This is a genomic window from Actinomadura sp. 7K534, from assembly GCF_004348575.1.
In the GTDB taxonomy this organism is placed as follows: domain Bacteria; phylum Actinomycetota; class Actinomycetes; order Streptosporangiales; family Streptosporangiaceae; genus Spirillospora; species Spirillospora livida.
This window is the reverse complement of record NZ_SMKB01000159.1, coordinates 1-16,854: the sequence shown is the minus strand read 5'-3', so window position 1 is coordinate 16,854 and position 16,854 is coordinate 1. Positions and strand designations below refer to the sequence as shown.

Genomic DNA, 16,854 nt, shown 5'->3' with positions numbered 1-16,854 from the left:
CGTCCCGCCCCCGGGACGCCGCCCCCCAGGATGCCTCTGACATGGTGCACAAGGCTAAGCGAGAAGGCCCCGCTCAGGTGCGTCATGCGTTGGACATCACACCGTCACAAGCCGGAAAACCGTCCAGTTCAGGCCATGCGGCCGCCGTCGGGATCCGATGGGGGACGAAACGCCGGGGAAACCGCCGGGGAACCGGACCGGGGATCGCCTCAGCCGCGGGTGCGCGGCACCCGGGCGATCTGCCGGCTCTGCGCGACGAGCCGGTCCGCGGAGTCCCAGACCTCGACCTCCTCGTCGAACCAGCCGTCGGCGAGGAGCCGGCCGGTGCCGTGCACGGCCAGCCAGCCCTGCGCGGGCACGGCGCGCATGTGCCAGGTCAGCTCGACGGTCGGCGCCCAGCCCTGCGCGTCGAGGTTCAGGACGACGGGCGGCAGCGCGTCCACGGCGAGGGCGAGCGAGTAGGCGTCGAGCGGCTCGTCGCCGTGGTGCCGGAACCAGCCGCGGACCTCGGGGCGCCCGCTCGGCCGCCCGTCCAGCCAGCCCATCGTGGACCGGTCGAAGCGCATGTCGACCTGGTCGGCGAACCCCCCGCCCGACGGCGGGCGGAAGTCGGTGCACTCCTCCAGCGGCGGCATCGCCGGGGGCCCCTCACCGGCCCAGTCTGGCTCTGCGGCGGCGTCGAGGGTGCCGGTGGTGATGAGGGCGTCAACGACGGCGCGGCCGTCCTGGACGAGGCTGACCAGCGACGCCGCGGCGGTGCGGCCCGCCTTGCGGGAGTCCACGACGACCTCGGCGGGCCCGGCCTTGGTGACCCGGTGGAAGTTCGCCGCGGTGGAGATCGGGTGGGCGTGCGGGGAGGCGTCGACGGCGGCGCGGGCCATCACGGCCATGAGGTAGCCGCCGTTCAGCGCCTCGCCGATGGCGTAGCCGTCGTCGAGGACGATCTCGTACCGGCCCTCGCCGACCTGCTTCACGGCGGTCGCGTCGCCGAACCCGCTCATCCGCACTCTCCCGCGTCCGGCCGCGCGGCGGGCGCCGTCACCCGTCCGACACGGTTCTAGAATCACATTCGATAGGGAACTCTACCGTGCCGGCCGGACCGCGACCGTGGTCAGGACGCCGCCCGCGCCGGCGCGGCGGCCGGGAACGGGACGGGGCTCAGGCCCAGAGCTGGCCTTCGAGGCGGGCTTCCGCCTCCTCCAGGGTCCCGCCGTACGCGCCGGTCGACAGGTACTTCCAGCCGCCGTCGGCGATCACGAAGGCGATGTCGGCCCGCTCGCCCGCCTTGACCGCCTTCTTCGCCATCCCGATCGCCGCGTGCAGCGCCCCGCCGGTCGAGATGCCCGCGAAGATCCCCTCCTGCTCCAGCAGCTCGCGGGTGCGGCGCAGCGCGTCCCCGGACGTGACCGAGAACCGCGTCGTCAGCACCGACTCGTCGTACAGCTCCGGGATGAAGCCCTCGTCGATGTTGCGCAGCCCGTACACCAGGTCGCCGTACCGGGGCTCGGCCGCGACGATCTTCACGTCCGGCACCTGCTCCCGCAGGTACCGGCCGACGCCCATCAGCGTGCCCGTGGTGCCCAGCCCGGCGACGAAGTGCGTGACCGTGGGGAGGTCCTCAAGGATCTCCGGGCCCGTCGTCTCGTAGTGCGCGAGGGCGTTGGCCTCGTTGCCGTACTGGTAGAGCATCACCCACTCGGGGTTCTCCTCCGCCAGGCCCTTCGCCACCCGGACCGCCTCGTTCGAGCCGCCCGCCGCCGGGGAGTAGATGATCCGCGCGCCCCACATCTCCAGCAGCTGGCGGCGCTCGTCGGAGGTGTTCTCCGGCATCACGCACACCATCTCGTAGCCGCGCAGCTTGGCGACCATGGCCAGCGAGATGCCGGTGTTGCCGGACGTCGGCTCCAGGATCGTGCAACCCGGCGTCAGCAGCCCCTCCTTCTCCGCCTTCTGGATCATGTAGAAGGCGGGGCGGTCCTTCACCGAGCCGGTGGGATTGCGGTCCTCGAGCTTGGCCCAGAGCCGGACGTCGTCGCTCGGCGACAGCCGCGGCAGGCCGACCAGCGGCGTGCGGCCGAGCGAGTCCAGCAGCGAGTCGAATCGCATGTGCCGCGGCCCGGCTCAGCCGCCGGCGACGGCGGGGAGGATGGTGACGCTGTCGCCGTCGGCGACCTGCGTCTCCAGCCCGCCGAGGAAGCGGACGTCCTCGTCGTTGAGGTAGACGTTGACGAACCTGCGCAGGCCCTTGTCGTCCACCAGCCGGTCGCGCAGGCCGGCGTGGCGCGCGTCCAGGTCGGTGAACAGCTCGTCCAGTGTGGCGCCCTTGCCCTCGACGGACTTGGCCCCATCGGTGAGGTTGCGCAGGATCGTCGGGATGCGGACCTCGATCGCCATCGCGGTGATCTCCTTCTACGTCGTACGGGGGCTTCCCGCCCTCTGCGTCACAACCGGGCGGGAAGCGGGAAGATTCCAGGCATGATCAGCGCGTCAGCGACAGTCGTAGACGACCTCGGCGCGCGAGTGCCCGAACAGGAAGCTCTGCACGGGTGGCACCGCGGAGGAACCGGCGCGGCGGCGCACAGCGCCCGTCCGGTGACCGCTCGTCCACATGACCGCCAGTTTACCGGCCGTCCTCCGGGGCCGCCCCGCCGCCTTCGGCCGTCCGCCGCCGCCCGCCGCGGTCAGCCGTACGACTCGACGATCTCGACCTCTTCCTCGACCGGCTCGCCGTCCACCAGCAGGTACGAGCGGAACTCCACCTCGTCCGGCGCCCGGGTCGACACGATCACCCGGTGCACCCGCGGGTCGGCCAGCGACGACCGCAGGTAGTCGAGGTCGGTCCGCGACGGGTACGCCTCGGTCGAGGTGTGCGAGTGGTAGTGGACGATCATCTCCTCGTCGTTGTCGAACATCTCGTTCGCCACCCGGAACCACTCGTCGTTGTCGAAGCTGTGGTAGGTCGGGGACCGCTCGGCGTTGGTCATCGGGACGAACCGGGCCGGCCGGTCCGAACCCTCGGGTCCGGCCACGATGCCGCATGCCTCGTCGGGGTGGTCGGCGCGCGCGTGCGCGATGATCTTGTCGACTATGGCACGTTCGATCGTCAGCATGCCCGCAGGCTACCCGGCGGCGCCCGCCCCCTCCGGCCGTGCCCCGCCGTCCACGGCGGGGCACCGCTCAGCCGATCCGGACGCGCATGCGGACCTGCGTGCCCTGCCGGCCCGAGCGGGTCTCCACAATGTGGCACAGCCGCCGGACGGCCCACATCGCGGCGTCGTGCCCCTTGGCGCCCGGCGGCTCGTAGCCGAGGAACCGGTCGGCCAGGACGCGCGCCGGGTCGGCGACGTCGCAGATCAGCTCACCGTCCTCCGCCCACACCCACAGGGAGCCGCGGCCGCCGCCGTCCCGGATGATGCCGGTGGCGACCTCGTTGACCGCGAGCACGAACGGGAGCGTCCGGTCCTCCGGCAGCCCGAGCCGCGCGGCCTCGGTGAACAGGAAGGTCCGCAGCCCCGGCAGCCCGCCCGTCGCGAACGACCTGTGGGCGGCCACCGCCGGGGGTGGCGGCAGCGGGCCCGCGTCGCACTCGGCGCAGAACTCCGCGGGGGCGGTGTACCGCGCGGCGGCGGCGGGCCCGTCCGGCCCGGCCAGCTCCGGGTGGGTGCGGGCCGCGGCGTCCAGCACGTCGCCGGGCAGCGCCGCCGTGTCGTACGCGCACATGATCATGGTCGGGGTGCCGGCGAACACGACGTTCAGCAGCGCGTCGTGCCGCGTCCACTCGCGGGTCTCCAGCGGCGTCCGGCCGCGCCGGACCGGCTCGGCCAGCAGCCGCAGCCGCCCGCGCGGCCACCAGTCGGCGCGGGCCCGGTCGTGGCAGGACGCCAGCGCGTGCATCGGGCCCCGGGACCACTCCGCCGCGTCCAGGAACTCGATCTCCGCGGCGGTCTCGCGGCCGAGCTGCCCGCGCAGCGCCGCCGCCACCGGCGGCTCGACCAGCACGACGACCGCGTCGCCGGCCCGGCGCCCGGCGCGCAGGTACGGCACGGCGGTCAGCAGGTACTCGTGCCGCGACCCGTACATGAGCGCCTGGTGCACGAGGACGTCCTGCGCGCCCTGCGCGTCCACGGCGGGGCCCGTCGGCCCTGGCCCGTTCACGCGGTCGCCTCCGCGACGATGCCGGGCGCGGTGTCCCAGCCGCAGACGCGCATCATCAGCTCCATACAGCCGGGCATGGACCGCAGGATCACCTGCCGGTCGAGGACGGTGCTCAGCTCGTTCGCGCGGATCAGGGTGCGCAGCCCGTCCAGGTCGCAGAACTCGAGCCGGGAGAGGTCGAGGCACAGGTGCGCGGAGCCGTCGCCGGCGTCGCGCAGCGCCTCGACCAGGCCCGGCAGCGTCGACTCGTCGATCGCGCCGGACAGCCGCAGGCCGGGCGGCGCGAACAGCGGGACGATCGTCAGCACCCCGTCGTCGAAGACCGCGTCGGCGCCGGCCCGCCCGCCGTGGTGGCGCTCCACCTCGCGCAGGTGCTCGGCCGCGAACCACCGGCGGTCGAACTGGCACAGCGCCATCGCCGGGCTGCCCGGCCGGGCGACGGCCCGGTGGACGGCGTCCTCGAACGCCGCGAAGCGCTCGGTCCCGGGCCAGCCGCGCAGCGACGGGCACGCCTCCCCCGCGATGCGCACCCCCGGGTGGCCGAGCGCCAGCGCCGACTCCAGCACGGTGTCGAGGTCGGCGCCGGCGGTGGGCAGCACGGTCAGCCGCCCGTCGTCGAGCGCCGCCCCGAAGCCGTGCCGCAGGCGCCCGGCGGCGCCGGCCGGCTCGCCGTCCACGAGGTAGACCAGGGCGTCCCCGGCGCGCAGGCCGTCGTTGAGGAACGCCGTCAGGACGGCATGCCGCTCCTCGGCGTTGACATAGGGGAGGCACAGGTGGTCCCCGGGCCGCATATCACCGACCGGGGTGGCGGGCTCGCCGGACCGGGGACGGGTCTTCTCGGTGACCATGCGGCCTCCTCATCCGCATCAGGCGCGGTACTCGACGGAGATGCCGGGGGCGTCGTCCAGGCCCTCCTCGCGCAGCCGGTCGTGGAGCGCGGGCGGCACGCCGCGCAGCAGCAGCCCCCCGTGCCCCCGGCCGCCGGCCCCGGCCAGCAGGCGCAGCCCGTCCGCGTCGCAGTCCGTCACGCCGCCGAGGTCGAGGCACAGCAGGCCCGCCCGGGTCGTGATCGACTCCAGCACGTCCGCGGCGGCGGAGAGGTTCGACCGGTCGATGGTCCCGGCCAGCGCGGCGCCGGGCGGGCTGAAGATGGGCGTGATGCGCAGCGAGCCGTCGTCGTAGTAGTCGTTGACGCGGACGCGGCCCATGTGGCTGGCGTCCACCGCCGCGAGCCGCACGTCGTCGAACCAGCGGCGGTCGAACTGGCAGATCGCCATCGCCTTCAGGTCGGTGGTCATGAAGACCTCGTCCAGCATCCGCTCGAAGTCGCCGTGCTGGTCGGTGCCCGGCCAGCGGCGCAGCGAGAAGCGCGCCTCGCCGGCGATCCGCACGCCCCGGTAGCCCTGCACGAGCGCGAGGTCGATCTCCGTCGCCATCAGCTGGAGGCTCTCCTGCGGGTCGAACCGGCCGCTCGCGAGGAACGTCTCCTCGGCGGTCCGGACGACGAAGTGCCCGGCCTCCATCGCGGCGGCGAGGTCGATGCCGCCGCCGCCCGGGTCCTGGCCGGGGCCCGCGTCGGCGGCGAGCAGCCAGGCGAGCACGTCCGCCGCGGGCACGCCGTCGGAGATGTAGATGACCTTCTCGCCGGCGCGGACTCCGTCGCGCGCGTAGGCGGCCATGATCGACCGGCGTTCCCCGTCGTCGTCGAAGACGAGGGCGAGGTGGTCGCCCAGTTCCATCGCGCCGACCGGCTTGGGGTGGGTGCCCGCTACGGGCATGACGGCCTCCGAATGGTCTTCGGCCCGCCGCGGGCGGACCGTGAACGCCCCCTGGAGGCAACGTTAACGACCCTCCGCACCACCGTCCCGACAATCGGTAATGCCCCTTATGACCAGGTGTGGACGCGGGAGGCGGTCACGTGTCAACCGGAGGCGACGGAGCCGCCGCCGACCCGGTGTGCGAAGGGAATCGGCGCGGGATGGTCGAGGAACTCTTCACCAGAGGGCGCGGACCAGGCTCTCCTGCAGCATCGTGAGCCAGTCGTAGGCCGCGAACATGGGCGCTCGCGGGTCGCGAGGGTCCATGCCCTCCGTCTCCTCGTACCACTCCTCGGTGATGTCGAGCCGGGTGCCGAGAGCCAGCCGGACGTCGTTCAGCGCCCGCAGCCACACCTGCGCCTGCTTCTCGTCCAGCATCACGTCGTCGCCCGGCTCGCCCAGCGAGTTCAGCACCGTCTCGGCGGCCTCGCGCTTGCCGTCGCGCAGCCCCATCTCGGTGTAGCGGCGGAACTCGCCCGCCGCCTCGCCGTCGTCCTGGTACGCGTCGGGGAACAGCCGGGCCAGCACCGGGTCGTCCGATTTGGTGGCGTTGTCGGCGATGCCGATGGACGCCAACTCGTCGTCCGCAGCGGGCGCGTCGCCGAGCAGCGCGAGCAGCTGCTCCATCAGGGCGCGCACGAGCGCGGCCTCCTCGGCCTCAAGGCGCACCCTGATGCCCTGGCGGGTCCTCTTCACATGGCTCACGGGTCGCTCCGCTCCGGACGGCTCATCGGATCGCTCCGCCCCTCGGCACTAGTCGTCCCGCTTCACGGTGGCCCACAGGCCGTAGGAGTGCAGGATCTCCACGTCCCGCTCCATCTCCTCGCGGGTGCCGTTGGCCACGACGGCGCGCCCCTTGTGGTGCACGTCGAGCATCAGCTTCTCGGCCTTGGTCTTCGGGTAGCCGAAAACGGCCTGGAACACGTACGTGACGTACGACATCAGGTTGATCGGGTCGTTCCAGACGATCGCCAGCCAGGGCCGGTCCGCGCTGACGTCCTCCTCGACGTCCGGCCGCTCCAGTTCGACGGGTGCGGGCGCCGTGCTCATGGCGCTCATGTCCGCGTCTCCCCCTCTCCGCGTGAAGTCCGTCCGCCCATCGCACCCGATGCTATGCGCCGCCGCCCCGTCCGGTGCGACGGTCCGGACCTCCATGGTGCACGCGGCAAGGCTTAGGGTTCCAGATGTGGACCATGGTGACGGCACCGCGCTGCTGACCGACCAGTACGAGCTGACCATGCTGCAGGCCGCGCTCAGCAGCGGGACGGCCGACCGGCGCGCGGTCTTCGAGGTGTTCGCGCGGAGCCTGCCCGCGGGCCGCCGGTACGGGGTCGTCGCGGGGACGGGGCGGCTGCTGGACGCGATCGAGGCGTTCCGCTTCGAGCCCGCGCAACTGGAGTTCCTGGCCGCGAACGAGATCGTGGACGAGCCCACGCTGCAGTGGCTGGAGAAGTACCGCTTCACCGGGAACGTCTACGGTTACGCCGAGGGCGACTGCTTCTTCCCGGAATCGCCGATCCTGGTGGTCGAAGGGACGTTCGGGGAGGCCGTCCTCCTGGAGACCCTCGCCCTGTCGATCCTCAACCACGACTGCGCGATCGCGTCCGCGGCGTCCCGGATGGTCCAGGCGGCCCAAGACAGGCCCCTCATCGAGATGGGGTCGCGGCGCACCCACGAGCGCGCCGCCGTGGCCGCCGCCCGCGCCGCCTACATCGCGGGGTTCGCCACCACGTCCAACCTGGAGGCGGGCCGCCGCTACGGCGTGCCGACCGCCGGGACGAGCGCCCACTCGTTCACCCTCCTGCACGACAGCGAGCGGCACGCGTTCGAGGCGCAGCTCGCCTCGCTCGGGGCGGACACGACGCTGCTCGTCGACACCTACGACGTCGAGCGGGCCGTCCGCGCCGGCCTGGAACTGGCCGGGCCCGCGCTCGGCGGCGTGCGGCTCGACAGCGGCGACCTCGGCGTGCTGGCGCGCCGCGTCCGGGAGCAGCTCGACTCGCTGGGCGCGGCCGGGACCCGCATCGTGGTGACCGGCGACCTGGACGAGTACGGCATCGCGGCCCTCGCCGCGGCGCCCGTGGACGGCTACGGCGTGGGGACGTCCCTCGTGACCGGCTCGGGCGCCCCGACGACGTCGCTCGTCTACAAGCTCGTCGCGCGGGCGGACGGCCCCGGCGAGGACGCCCCCGTCCGCCCGGTGGCGAAGCGCTCCCCCGGCAAGCCGAGCCGCGGCGGGCGCAAGGCGGCCGTCCGCCGCCTCGACGGGCACGGCGTCGCGCACGCCGAGACCATCTTCCTGGGCGAGGCCGCCCCGGGTCCCCGCGACCGCGTCCTCCACGTCACGCTGGTGCGGGACGGCGAGGTCGTCGGACGCGAACCGCTCACCGCGAGCAGGGAGCGCCACGCCCGCGCGGTCGCGGAACTGCCGGCGTCGGCGGTGCGCCTCTCGCGCGGCGAGCCCGCCGTCCCGACCGAGTTCGTCGGCGACGGCACTCGCCCCTGAGGCGGTCCCGCATTCTGGGATAGCGTCCCTAGTGTCTGGGCAAGTCCGGAGGAGAGACCTGAACAGGGAGCGCTCATGGGCAAGAAGGCTCTGATCATCGTGGACGTGCAGAACGACTTCTGCGAGGGCGGCTCGCTCGGCGTCGGCGGCGGTGCCGACGTGGCGGCCCGGATCTCCCGGCACGTGTCCGAGAACCGGTCGGGCTACGCCCATATCGTGGCGACCCGCGACTTCCACCTCGACCCGGGCGACCACTTCTCCGAGGAGCCCGACTTCGTCGACTCGTGGCCGGCGCACTGCGTGATCGGCACCCCGGGCGCCGACTTCCACCCCAACCTCGCGCTCGCCCCCATCGAGGCGGTGTTCAGCAAGGGCCGCGAGGAAGCCGCCTACAGCGGCTTCGAGGGGGCCTCCGACGACGAGCAGCCGCTCGCCGACTGGCTCGCCGGCCGCGGCGTCGACGAGGTGGACATCGTCGGCATCGCCACCGACCACTGCGTCCGCGCCACAGCCGTGGACGCCTCCCGCGCGGGCCTGCGCACCACCGTCCTCCTCGACCTCACCGCCGGTGTCGCCAAGCCCACCGTCGACAAGGCACTGGAGGAGATGGCGCAGGAGGGGGTCGCCCTCAACGGCGCCCCTGTCGTGACCACCTGACCACGGGCAGCCCTCACAGGATCACAGGAAGCGGCGGAGCGGGGTGATCGCCGCCTCCTTGGCGCGCTGCCTCGCGGAGCGGCGCGCCCAGCGGGCGTGGTCGACCTGCTCGCTGCGGGCCAGGTCCTCCTCGAAGTGGGCGTGCAGGGTCGCGGTGAGGTCTTCGTCGATGACCGCCAGCATGACCTCTTCGTCGTGGTCGAGGGACCGGCGGTTGAAGTTTGTGGAGCCGACGAGCGCGACCGTGTCGTCCATCAGGACGATCTTGGTGTGCAGCATCGTGGGCTGGTACTGGAAGATGCGGACGCCGCACTCCAGGAGCGTCTCGTAGTGCCGCTGGGCGGCGAGCCGGCTGACGCGCTTGTCGGCGTTCGGGCCGGGCAGCAGCAGCTCGATCTGGACGCCGCGCCTCGCCGTCGCGCACATCAGCTCCGTGAAGTAGGCATCGGGGGCGAAGTAGGCGGACGCCAGCCGGATGCGGTGCTGCGCCGACTCCAGGACGATGCGGACGAGGGTCTGCATGTCCTGCCAGCCCAGGCTCGCCGAGCCCCGGACGACCTGGATGACCGCGTCCCCGACCGGGGGCTGCGGGGTGAAGCGGTCGCGCTCGTCGATCAGGTCCTCGTGGCATTCGGCCCAGCTCTGCGCGAACGCGGCGGCCACGCCGTCGACCGACGGCCCGCGGATCTGGAAGTGGGTGTCCCGCCACTCGCCGGAGTCGCGGGCGTCGCCGCACCACTCCTCGGCGATGCCGACTCCGCCGGTGTAGGCGACCTCCTCGTCGACGACGAGGACCTTGCGGTGGCAGCGGTGGTTCTGCTTGAACGGTGACAGCTGGTGGGGCTTGCGGAACCAGGCCACGATCACGCCGGCCTCCTCCATCCGCTCCACCAGGTCCTTCTCGATCTTCAGGCTCCCGACCCCGTCCAGCAGCAGGCGGACGCGCACTCCGGCGCGGGCCCGGTCGGCCAGTGCCTCGGCGAAGCCGGTGGCGATGTCCCCGCGCCAGTAGACGTAGGTCATCATGTCGATCGTGTTCCGCGCGGCTCGGATCGAATCCAGCATCGCCGGGAAGATCTCGTCGCCGTTGCGCAGCGGGGCGACCGTGTTGCCCTCGGTCGCCGCGATCCCGAGCAGCCGCTCCAGCCGCCGCCGGATGCGGTCGCGCTCGTCGCCGTTCTGCGGCTTCCGCTGCCTCGGGACGGACGCCGTCGCCTGAGCACCCGGCGGGTGCTCCGTCCGGTCCGCGGGCAGGTCGTCTGGGGGGCTGGCTTGGTCGGTCATCGCGGCTCTCCTCGGCGCCCTGATCGAAAGGGGCAGAGTCACCTTATGGCCGCTTTTTCGTGCTATACGCAGTTCACCGCTGTGAGCTGCGTTGCGGCGCTCGCCGAGCCGGTGCGAGTCCCCGGCTCATCCCGGGGACGTCAGTGGCGGCGCTTGGCGGCCCATTCGCGGATCTTGGCGATGCGCTTCTTGACGTCCTCGGCGGTGGCCTGCGCGATGGCGGGGCCGCCGCACGCGGCGCGGAGCTCGGTGTGGATGACGCCGTGCGGCTTGCCGGTGCGGTGGTTCCAGGCTCCGACGAGGCCGTTCAGCTCGCGGCGCAGGGCGGCGATGTCCTCGGCGGCGGTGCGGTCGGCGCGCGGGTCGCCGGTCTTGCGCCTGCGCTCCCCGGCGATCTGGTCGGCCTGCCGCTTGCGCAGCAGCGCCGACACCTGCTCGGGCTCCAGCAGGCCGGGGATGCCGAGGTACTCCTCCTCCTCGGCGGAGCCCGGCTCGGCGTGCATGCCGAACTCGCCGCCGTCGTAGAGGACGCGGTCGAACGTCGCGGACGCCTCGACCGTCTCGAACGGCAGCTCCTCGCCGACGTCGGAGGTGTCCTGCCTGCGGTTGGCCTCGGCGAGCAGCTCGTCGTCCAGGCCGTCCTCCCGGACGGGCCGGTCGAGGACGTGGTCGCGCTCGGTCTCCATCTCGGCGGCGTGCCCCATCAGCGTCGGCACCGACGGCAGGAAGACCGAGGCCGTCTCGCCGCGCCTGCGGGCGCGGACGAAACGGCCGATGGCCTGCGCGAAGAACAGCGGCGTGCTGGTGGACGTGGCGTACACGCCGACGGCGAGGCGCGGGATGTCGACGCCCTCGGAGACCATCCGGACCGCGACCATCCACCGGTCGTCGGTCTCCCCGAACTGCTTGATCTTCTTCGACGCGGTCGGGTCGTCCGACAGCACGACCGTGGCGCCCTGCCCGGTGACGGCGCGGAGCATCTTCGCGTAGGCGCGGGCGGTCTCGTGGTCGGTGGCGATGACCAGGCCGCCCGCGTCCGGGATGGCGCGGCGCAGCTCGGTGAGCCGGCGGTCGGCCGCGCCGAGGACCTGCCGGATCCAGTCGCCCTTGGGGTCGAGGGCGGCGCGCCACGCCTGGGCGGTCTGGTCCTGGGTGAGCGGCTCGCCGAGCGTCGCGGTGATCTCGTCGCCGGCCCGGGTGCGCCAGCGCATCTCCCCCGCGTACGCGAGGAAGATCACCGGGCGGACGACGCCGTCGGCGAGGGCCGGGCCGTAGCCGTAGGTGTAGTCGGCGCGGCTGCGCCGGACGCCGTCCGGCCCCTCCTCGTACTGGACGAACGGGATCGGGTTGACGTCGGTGCGGAACGGCGTGCCGGACAGCGCGAGGCGCCGCGCGGCGGGCTCGAACGCCTCCCGGACGGCGTCGCCCCAGGAGAGCCCGTCGCCCGCGTGGTGGACCTCGTCGAAGATGACCAGCGACTTGCGCGACTCGGTGCGGTTGCGGTGCAGCGCGGGGCGCGCCGCGACGGTCGCGTAGGTGACGGCGACGCCGTGGAAGTCCTTGCCGACCGGCCCCTGCCCGTTCTGGTACTCCGGGTCGATCCTGATGCCGACGCGGGACGCCGACTCGGCCCACTGCCGCTTGAGGTGCTCGGTGGGGCACACGACCGTGATCGCGGAGACGACGCGGCGCTCCATCAGCTCGCGGGCGAGGCGGAGCGCGAACGTCGTCTTCCCCGCGCCGGGCGTCGCGACGGTGAGGAAGTCGCGCGGTCCCGGCTTCGTGCCGTCCGTCCCGAAGTAAGCCTCCAGCGCCTGCTGCTGCCAGGCGCGCAGGGACGACGCCGTCCCCCAGGCGGCCCGCTCGGGGAAGGCGGGAGGCATGCTCGATGCGGCGAAGGTGCTCACGGTCATTGAAGGCTACCGAGGCGCACCGACAGATAGTGCTCCGGCCGCCGGTCCTGTGCCGAGATCCACACTCCGGGCGCCGCGCCGCGTGGTGCGGTAGGCGGCCCACGCCGCCCGGATGCGGCGCCCCTGACCTGCGGTGAACTCCCTCATGCAGGAGTCGTGGGCGTAGTCCATGAAGTTGTGGATCGGGTCACGGCCCCGCTGCCGGCAGGTGTCCCGGGAGTAAGGACACCCTTCCGCCGGCCGCGCCTCGTACGGGGTGTCGGCGATGCCGTCGCCGGGCGTGCGGCACCCGTTCTCGAACGTGTGGAAGAGGCCGAGCCAGTGCCCGATCTCGTGGACCGCCGTGTACCCGCGGTCGTAGTGGCGGAACGATCCGCCCGGCAGGCTGCGGTAGTCGATGACGACGCCGTCCATGTGCGGCTTCCTCCGGTACCACTGGGGGAACGTGGAGAAGCCCAGGACGTCCGTGCCCACCGCGGCGGTATAGACGTTGAGCGTGTTGCGTCCACCCTTGCGCAGCCGCCTCTTCATCGAGCTCTCGTACAACCGCGGGCTGTAGAACCACGCCGCGCTGTCGGTGTGGCCGTGGCCGACCAGACGGAACCGGACGTGGGTGTCCACCCCGCCCTTCGCTCCCCCGTACGCGGCGTTCAGCGTGGAGATCTGCCGGCGGACGTCTTTGTTCGACAGCCACCCCCTGCGCCCGTTGTGGATGACGTGGAAGCGCACGGGGACGACGAGGCGGCCCGCCCTGCGCAGCGTGGAGTCGAGCTGCCGTTCGTCGGAGGTGCCGTAGCGGTCGGCGAGCGTCCGGCGGAGATCGGCGAGCATGGCGACGACCTCCTCGTGCCCTAGGTGGGCATGGTCGCGAGGATGCGGACCCCGATGCGACGTCTCCCGGGCGCCGGAATCCGGGCCGCACCCGTCGTCCGGCTCCGCCACCGGCGCCGCCCGCACCCGCGCCCGGTCACTCACCGGAACAGAAAGCGAACACACCGTAACCATCAGTGCGCACAGCGAAACCCCGGCCAACCGCCGCATACATCCCCCCGAATGTACGAGAACCCGTATTTGCGTAATGGAAGTCCCGCGGTCAGCGCCCCACCGGGGAGAACCCGGCGAGGCACCGCTCACCGCGGGACCCTGCGCGCACGCCGAAGCGGACGGCGCGCCGTCGGCCGCCTCCCGGCGGCCGGTGGCTAACGCTTCTCAACCGCGACCGGAAGAGAAGTGGTCACTCCTTGCCCTCGCCGCCCGGCTTCATGGACTCGTAGATCTCCTTGCACTCCGGGCAGACGGGGTACTTCTTCGGATCCCGGTTCGGCACCCAGACCTTGCCGCACAGCGCGATCACCGGCGTCCCGGTCACCGCACTCTCGGTGATCTTGGCCTTCTTCACGTAGTGGGCGAACCGCTCGTGGTCGCCGTCACCGTGCGATAGGTCGGGCCGGACATCGCTCTGGGTGTCGCCGTCGGGAAGGATCTTCGTACTCACGTGTTCACCTTAGTTCAGCGTGGGGTCCTCGGGAAAAGTGGAGACGAACGCCAGGTCGCCGCCCTGCCTGCGCAGCACCTCCTGCCAGAGCCGGTCCGGGTCGGCGGCGAAGACGTCCCCGGCCTCGGCCGGCACGAGGTACCACGAGCCGTCCTCGATCTCGGCGCGCAGCTGGCCGGCCGCCCATCCGGCGTAGCCCGCGAACACCCGCAGCTGCAGCAGCTCGGCGGCCAGCAGTCCGGGCGGAGCCTCCAGGTCGACCAGGCCCACCCTGGCCACCTCGGCTCCGCCGTCCAGCGCCCGCCACCCTAGCGGCTCGTCCTCACCGGGGAGCCGGGCCAGGGCCAGCGCGTTCTCCAGCGCGACCGGGCCGCCCTGGAACACCACCGCGGGCCCCGTGGCGAGCTCGGCCCAGGGCGGGAGCACGCGGTCGACGGGGATCTCGGTCGGCCGGTTGAGGACGACTCCCAGCGTGCCGCCGTCGCCGTCGTGCTCGACGAGCAGGACGACGCTCCGCCGAAAGTTGGGATCCTCCAGCTGAGGGGTCGCGACCAGCAGGAGTCCCACCCTGATGCCGTCTTCCATGGGTTCCATGATGCGTTGCGCGGACCTCCGGCGGCACGCTCCCCCACTCGTTAGCCTGTTACGCATTCCTATCGATGGGGATATCGGCACCACAAGGTCCTAGGTTAAGAATGATCTAGCACCATCGGCCACCCGTTTGGCGTACGCCCGGCGGGCCGGGGAGGACAGCGATGCAGTTGCCGCGGGTCGTCATCGCCGCCGTGTTCTTCGTCATCGGGGCGCTGATCGCGATCCCGGCCCTCATCAACGGCACGTCGGGCGAGTCGAGCGCGTCCACCTCGGCCACCGCGTCCGGCAGCCCGAGCCCCTCGGAGTCGCCGAGCCCGTCCGGGACGTCGGCGACGCCCGCCGCTCCGGTGACCGCCTCGATCGGGTCGCAGGTCTCCTGCCCGGCCCGCACGGTGCAGGTCACCGTCCGCAACACCGGCAAGCGCACCGAGGACTTCGGGGTCGAGAAGAACGACGACACCGCCGCGATCCCCGGCGAGATCCCCGCGAACTCGACCCGCACGGTCGCCGTCAAGCTCCGCGAGGACCGCACCACCCGCGTCACCGTCAACTGGGCCAACAAGCGGATCGGGAGCGCGACCGTCAAGGCCGACTGCGAGAAGGCGGGCGCGGCCCCGGCACCCACCAAGACCCCGCCGGAAGAACTCCCCAACACCGGCCCCGACACGGTCCTCTGGGCCCGCGGCGCGACCGGCGCGGCCATCATCCTCACCGGCGCCATCATCTTCTGGTACGGCGGAATCTGGCCCCGCCGCCGCGAACAGGTCTTCCCCAAGAAGTAGTCGTGTGTTGGCCCAGGGAGCGGCCTCACGGTTCATGAGGCCGGAGCGAGTGCAGCGAGCGCAGGCCGCACGAACCGCCGCACGGGGCGCCGTTTCACGAGACGCGCCAACGGATCGAGAAACGGTGCGCCGTGCGCAACGGGGGTTCCAGGGGGTCGCCCCCCTGGAGGACTACGCTTCGGTGCGGGGGCGGCCGCCGGCGGCTTCGCGGACGGCGCCGGCGACGAAGTTGCTCACGTCGGGATGGAAGACGCTGGGAACGATGTAGTTGGGCCCCAGTTCGTCGGGCGTGACGACCTCGGCGAGGGCCTTGGCGGCGGCGGCGAGCATGTCCATGGTGACGATGTCGGCCTGCGCGTCCAGGAGGCCGCGGAAGACGCCGGGGAACGCCAGCACGTTGTTGATCTGGTTGGGGTAGTCGCTGCGGCCGGTGGCGACGACCGCGGCGTGCTCGCGTGCCTCGTCCGGGTCGATCTCGGGCTCGGGGTTGGCGAGCGCGAACACGATCGCGCCGTCGTTCATCGTGGCGATGTCGTCGCCGGTCAGGATGCCGGGGGCCGAGACGCCGATGAACACGTCCGCGTCCTTGACGGCGCCGCGCAGGTCGCCCGCGTAGCACTCGGCGTTGGTGTGGTCGGCTATCCAGGACAGCGAGTCGTCCATGTCCTCGCGGCCCTTGTGGACGGCGCCGAGGTAGTCGCAGACCACGAGGTCGCGGGCGCCCGCGTGCATGAGCAGCTTCAGGATGGCGTTGCCGGCGGCGCCCGCGCCCGCCATCGTGATGCGGACCGAGCCGATGTCCTTGCCGACGACCCGCAGCGCGTTCGTCAGCGCGGCGAGCACGCAGATCGCGGTGCCGTGCTGGTCGTCGTGGAAGACCGGGATGTCGAGCAGCTCGCGCAGCCGGGCCTCGACCTCGAAGCAGCGCGGCGCGGAGATGTCCTCCAGGTTGATGCCGCCGAACGCGGGCGCGAGGATCTGGACGGTCCGGACGATCTCGTCGGTGTCCTGGGTGTCGAGGCAGATCGGCCACGCGTCGATCCCGGCGAACCGCTTGAACAGCGCGGCCTTGCCCTCCATCACGGGCAGCGCCGCCTCGGGCCCGATGTTGCCCAGGCCGAGCACCGCGGAGCCGTCGGTGACGACGGCGACGCTGTTGCGCTTGACCGTCAGCCGGCGGACGTCCTCGGGGTTGCGGGCGATGGCGAGGGAGACGCGGGCGACGCCCGGCGTGTAGGCCATCGACAGCTCGTCGCGGTTGCGCAGCGGCACCTTGGACTGCATCTCTATCTTGCCGCCGAGGTGCATCAGGAACGTCCGGTCGCTGACCTTGTGGATCTTGACGGACTCGATCTGCTCCAGCGCGGCCGCTATCGCCTCGGCGTGCTGGGTGTCCCGGGTCGCGATCGTGACGTCGATGCGCAGCGTCTCGTGGCCGGCGGTGTTGACGTCGAGGGCCGTGACGATGCCGCCGGCGTTCTCGACGACGTGGGTGATCTGGCTGACGGCCCTGCCGCCCGCCGGGACCTCCAGCCGGACGGTGATGGAGTACGACACGCTCGGCACGCTCGCCACGGCAAATGCTCCCTCTGCTCCGGGTTGTCCACGTCCCGCGCGCGTCGCTCCGGTCCGGGGGCGGGCGGGCCGGGAC

Annotated in this window: 18 protein-coding genes; 3 read left to right on the top strand and 15 right to left on the bottom strand. The window is 72.5% G+C overall.

Annotated features, from left to right (window positions below; genetic code table 11):
- Positions 1-209 precede the first annotated feature (209 nt).
- The 9 genes from E1266_RS25835 to clpS all read right to left on the bottom strand — a co-directional run bounded on the left by E1266_RS25835 (position 210) and on the right by clpS (position 7,022).
- Positions 210-1,001 carry a thioesterase family protein gene (locus E1266_RS25835; protein ID WP_132051246.1) on the bottom strand — a complete coding sequence of 264 codons (792 nt, stop codon included), beginning with the start codon at positions 999-1,001 and terminating at the stop codon, positions 210-212.
- Between the two features lie 157 nt (positions 1,002-1,158).
- Entirely contained in the window at positions 1,159-2,106 is a 948-nt protein-coding gene (locus E1266_RS25830) for a cysteine synthase (protein WP_132051244.1), read from the bottom strand.
- A gap of 15 nt (positions 2,107-2,121) precedes the next feature.
- The gene (locus E1266_RS25825) at positions 2,122-2,394 is read right to left on the bottom strand and encodes a MoaD/ThiS family protein (protein ID WP_132051242.1); all 273 of its coding nucleotides are present in this window, start codon (positions 2,392-2,394) and stop codon (positions 2,122-2,124) included.
- Positions 2,395-2,681: 287 nt separating this feature from the next.
- Positions 2,682-3,110, bottom strand: coding sequence for a M67 family metallopeptidase (locus E1266_RS25820; protein WP_132051240.1), 429 nt, complete (start codon positions 3,108-3,110; stop codon positions 2,682-2,684).
- Positions 3,111-3,177: 67 nt separating this feature from the next.
- Complete coding sequence (locus E1266_RS25815; RefSeq protein WP_243718876.1) at positions 3,178-4,155, bottom strand: MEDS domain-containing protein; 978 nt, start codon at positions 4,153-4,155, stop codon at positions 3,178-3,180.
- The gene (locus tag E1266_RS25810; RefSeq protein WP_132051238.1) at positions 4,152-5,003 is read right to left on the bottom strand and encodes an MEDS domain-containing protein; all 852 of its coding nucleotides are present in this window, start codon (positions 5,001-5,003) and stop codon (positions 4,152-4,154) included. Before E1266_RS25810 ends, E1266_RS25815 begins: the two co-directional genes overlap by 4 nt.
- Before the next feature lie 18 nt (positions 5,004-5,021).
- Positions 5,022-5,933, bottom strand: a complete 912-nt coding sequence (locus E1266_RS25805; protein ID WP_132051236.1) for an MEDS domain-containing protein — start codon at positions 5,931-5,933, stop codon at positions 5,022-5,024.
- Positions 5,934-6,149: 216 nt separating this feature from the next.
- A complete protein-coding gene (locus E1266_RS25800; protein ID WP_132051234.1) occupies positions 6,150-6,677 on the bottom strand; it encodes a DUF2017 domain-containing protein in 528 nt (175 codons plus the stop codon).
- A 48-nt stretch (positions 6,678-6,725) separates the two neighbouring features.
- The gene (gene clpS / locus E1266_RS25795; protein ID WP_131979896.1) at positions 6,726-7,022 is read right to left on the bottom strand and encodes an ATP-dependent Clp protease adapter ClpS; all 297 of its coding nucleotides are present in this window, start codon (positions 7,020-7,022) and stop codon (positions 6,726-6,728) included.
- Positions 7,023-7,125: 103 nt separating this feature from the next.
- On the opposite strand from clpS, the gene E1266_RS25790 reads away from it, so the two are divergent.
- On the top strand, positions 7,126-8,478 hold the full coding sequence (locus tag E1266_RS25790; protein ID WP_132051232.1) for a nicotinate phosphoribosyltransferase: 1,353 nt from the start codon (positions 7,126-7,128) through the stop codon (positions 8,476-8,478).
- Between the two features lie 75 nt (positions 8,479-8,553).
- The gene (locus E1266_RS25785) at positions 8,554-9,135 is read left to right on the top strand and encodes an isochorismatase family protein (protein WP_132051230.1); all 582 of its coding nucleotides are present in this window, start codon (positions 8,554-8,556) and stop codon (positions 9,133-9,135) included.
- A gap of 21 nt (positions 9,136-9,156) precedes the next feature.
- Here E1266_RS25785 and E1266_RS25780 read toward each other — a convergent pair whose 3' ends face one another.
- The 5 genes from E1266_RS25780 to E1266_RS25760 form a co-directional block, all read right to left on the bottom strand.
- Positions 9,157-10,419: a phospholipase D-like domain-containing protein gene (locus tag E1266_RS25780; protein WP_132051228.1), complete on the bottom strand. Its 1,263-nt coding sequence runs from the start codon at positions 10,417-10,419 to the stop codon at positions 9,157-9,159.
- 140 nt (positions 10,420-10,559) lie between these two features.
- Positions 10,560-12,302 carry a DEAD/DEAH box helicase gene (locus E1266_RS25775; protein WP_132051248.1) on the bottom strand — a complete coding sequence of 581 codons (1,743 nt, stop codon included), beginning with the start codon at positions 12,300-12,302 and terminating at the stop codon, positions 10,560-10,562.
- Between the two features lie 36 nt (positions 12,303-12,338).
- Complete coding sequence (locus tag E1266_RS25770) at positions 12,339-13,163, bottom strand: zinc metalloprotease (protein ID WP_243718874.1); 825 nt, start codon at positions 13,161-13,163, stop codon at positions 12,339-12,341.
- A gap of 403 nt (positions 13,164-13,566) precedes the next feature.
- A complete protein-coding gene (locus tag E1266_RS25765) occupies positions 13,567-13,827 on the bottom strand; it encodes a DUF3039 domain-containing protein (protein ID WP_132051224.1) in 261 nt (86 codons plus the stop codon).
- A 9-nt stretch (positions 13,828-13,836) separates the two neighbouring features.
- The gene (locus E1266_RS25760; protein WP_132051222.1) at positions 13,837-14,412 is read right to left on the bottom strand and encodes a YqgE/AlgH family protein; all 576 of its coding nucleotides are present in this window, start codon (positions 14,410-14,412) and stop codon (positions 13,837-13,839) included.
- A gap of 170 nt (positions 14,413-14,582) precedes the next feature.
- Here E1266_RS25760 and E1266_RS25755 point away from each other — a divergent pair, with 170 nt between their 5' ends.
- The gene (locus E1266_RS25755) at positions 14,583-15,203 is read left to right on the top strand and encodes a hypothetical protein (RefSeq protein WP_132051220.1); all 621 of its coding nucleotides are present in this window, start codon (positions 14,583-14,585) and stop codon (positions 15,201-15,203) included.
- 171 nt (positions 15,204-15,374) lie between these two features.
- Here E1266_RS25755 and E1266_RS25750 read toward each other — a convergent pair whose 3' ends face one another.
- The gene (locus tag E1266_RS25750; RefSeq protein ID WP_132051218.1) at positions 15,375-16,778 is read right to left on the bottom strand and encodes an NAD-dependent malic enzyme; all 1,404 of its coding nucleotides are present in this window, start codon (positions 16,776-16,778) and stop codon (positions 15,375-15,377) included.
- Positions 16,779-16,854: the final 76 nt, after the last annotated feature.

Bases quoted from the DNA above. Each gene is read 5' to 3' on its own strand.
- E1266_RS25810 (WP_132051238.1), bottom strand. From the start codon at position 5,003: ATGGTCACCGAGAAGACCCGTCCCCGGTCCGGCGAGCCCGCCACCCCG.
- E1266_RS25835 (WP_132051246.1), bottom strand. From the start codon at position 1,001: ATGAGCGGGTTCGGCGACGCGACCGCCGTGAAGCAGGTCGGCGAGGGC.
- E1266_RS25825 (WP_132051242.1), bottom strand. From the start codon at position 2,394: ATGGCGATCGAGGTCCGCATCCCGACGATCCTGCGCAACCTCACCGAT.
- E1266_RS25780 (WP_132051228.1), bottom strand. From the start codon at position 10,419: ATGACCGACCAAGCCAGCCCCCCAGACGACCTGCCCGCGGACCGGACG.
- E1266_RS25820 (WP_132051240.1), bottom strand. From the start codon at position 3,110: ATGCTGACGATCGAACGTGCCATAGTCGACAAGATCATCGCGCACGCG.
- clpS (WP_131979896.1), bottom strand. From the start codon at position 7,022: ATGAGCACGGCGCCCGCACCCGTCGAACTGGAGCGGCCGGACGTCGAG.
- E1266_RS25755 (WP_132051220.1), top strand. From the start codon at position 14,583: ATGCAGTTGCCGCGGGTCGTCATCGCCGCCGTGTTCTTCGTCATCGGG.
- E1266_RS25805 (WP_132051236.1), bottom strand. From the start codon at position 5,933: ATGCCCGTAGCGGGCACCCACCCCAAGCCGGTCGGCGCGATGGAACTG.
- E1266_RS25775 (WP_132051248.1), bottom strand. From the start codon at position 12,302: ATGCCTCCCGCCTTCCCCGAGCGGGCCGCCTGGGGGACGGCGTCGTCC.
- E1266_RS25790 (WP_132051232.1), top strand. From the start codon at position 7,126: ATGGTGCACGCGGCAAGGCTTAGGGTTCCAGATGTGGACCATGGTGAC.
- E1266_RS25830 (WP_132051244.1), bottom strand. From the start codon at position 2,106: ATGCGATTCGACTCGCTGCTGGACTCGCTCGGCCGCACGCCGCTGGTC.
- E1266_RS25770 (WP_243718874.1), bottom strand. From the start codon at position 13,163: ATGCTCGCCGATCTCCGCCGGACGCTCGCCGACCGCTACGGCACCTCC.
- E1266_RS25760 (WP_132051222.1), bottom strand. From the start codon at position 14,412: ATGGAAGACGGCATCAGGGTGGGACTCCTGCTGGTCGCGACCCCTCAG.
- E1266_RS25785 (WP_132051230.1), top strand. From the start codon at position 8,554: ATGGGCAAGAAGGCTCTGATCATCGTGGACGTGCAGAACGACTTCTGC.